The sequence below is a fragment of the Protofrankia sp. CiT1 genome, assembly GCF_917627335.1.
Taxonomy (GTDB): domain Bacteria; phylum Actinomycetota; class Actinomycetes; order Frankiales; family Frankiaceae; genus Protofrankia.
This window is the reverse complement of sequence record NZ_CAKJTP010000108.1, coordinates 1-1,178: the sequence shown is the minus strand read 5'-3', so window position 1 is coordinate 1,178 and position 1,178 is coordinate 1. Positions and strand designations below refer to the sequence as shown.

General features: G+C 69.4%; 1 protein-coding gene and 1 pseudogene. One reads left to right on the top strand and one right to left on the bottom strand.

Translation table 11 applies throughout. The features are described from left to right. Positions 1–536 (bottom strand): DedA family protein (locus tag MJ785_RS15725; RefSeq protein WP_239381513.1); only part of this gene is annotated, 536 nt, incomplete at its 3' end. A gap of 326 nt (positions 537–862) precedes the next feature. On the opposite strand from MJ785_RS15725, the pseudogene MJ785_RS15720 reads away from it, so the two are divergent. Continuing rightward, a pseudogene (locus MJ785_RS15720) lies at positions 863–1,178 on the top strand (hypothetical protein); the annotation flags it as partial.

Genomic DNA, 1,178 nt, shown 5'->3' with positions numbered 1-1,178 from the left:
TGGGAGATCGCGGTGGCGAGATCGACCGCCTGGTCGCCCACGGCGTAGCCCAGGCTGACGATCACCCCGGTGCGCAGGGTCGTACCAATGGCGTCGCCGATCAGGAACCGGACCAGCGACATGCCGTGCCAGCCGGTGGCCGCATAGATCAATTGATTCGGGACGGGCAACCAGGGCGCGAGCACCAGCGCGCCGAATCCCCACCGTCGCGCCATCCGGTCGACACGGTCGGCGAAGTCGAGGCTGCGGGGACGACCGCGGGTGAGGATGTCGACCGCCGGCCGCCCGTACCGGCGTCCCGCCCACCAGCCGAACACATCCAACGGCACCCACCCGACCGTCGGCGCCGCGAGGGCCACGGCAAGGCCGGCTTTGCCGGCGCGGGCAAACGCGCCCGCGGCGACCATGGCCGGAGACGTGGCGCCGAGCAGCTCGAGCAGGACGGGGTGGGTGCCGATAAGCCGTGGGATCAGCAGCACGCTGACTGACGCCCAGATGGTTTGCGCCGCGAGGCCGCCGACACAGACGGCGTCCACCGGCCCTATCCGCGTCCACCACCGGCGCCTGGCTGTGGCCGTCGGCTCATCCGGCTCATCCGGTATCGGTTCATCCGGCGTTGTGCCCGTCACGGCGTTGTGCGCGCTTTGCGCCGTGGCAGTCGTGAGCGGAACCGCGGCGTCACCCACCCCTCTATCGTCGGCTGACCAGGCACGACACGCCCGGGAACCCCATGATTCGAACACCCGGCCACCGGGTCACTGCGAGCCAACGGACGATTCTTCGCTCATCGTCGTAAATCAGTCACTCATCGACGTATGCTTCACAGCAAATGTGCCGTCCGAATCCGAGGAGGAGTGGCACCATGACAGCTGTGGCGGTGAACCGTGACCCGATGGCGCAGGAGCCGCAGGACAGGCCGCTCAGTCAGCCGCTGGACATCACCGGCCTCGTCGAGTGGCCGCTGCCGGTCGGCCGGGTCGACTTCGACGAAGGTCTGGCCTACCTCCATGCCGTCGACCCCGGCGGCTACACCACCGACCATCTCGACCAGGCGCCCGACGACCGGCGGCGCTGGGAACTCCTCGACGGCGTCGTCGTCGTGAGCCCAGCCCCCGGCTACGACCACCAACGAGTTGTGCTCCGGCTCGGCTCCATTCTCCTTGCGGCCGAGCAGGGCC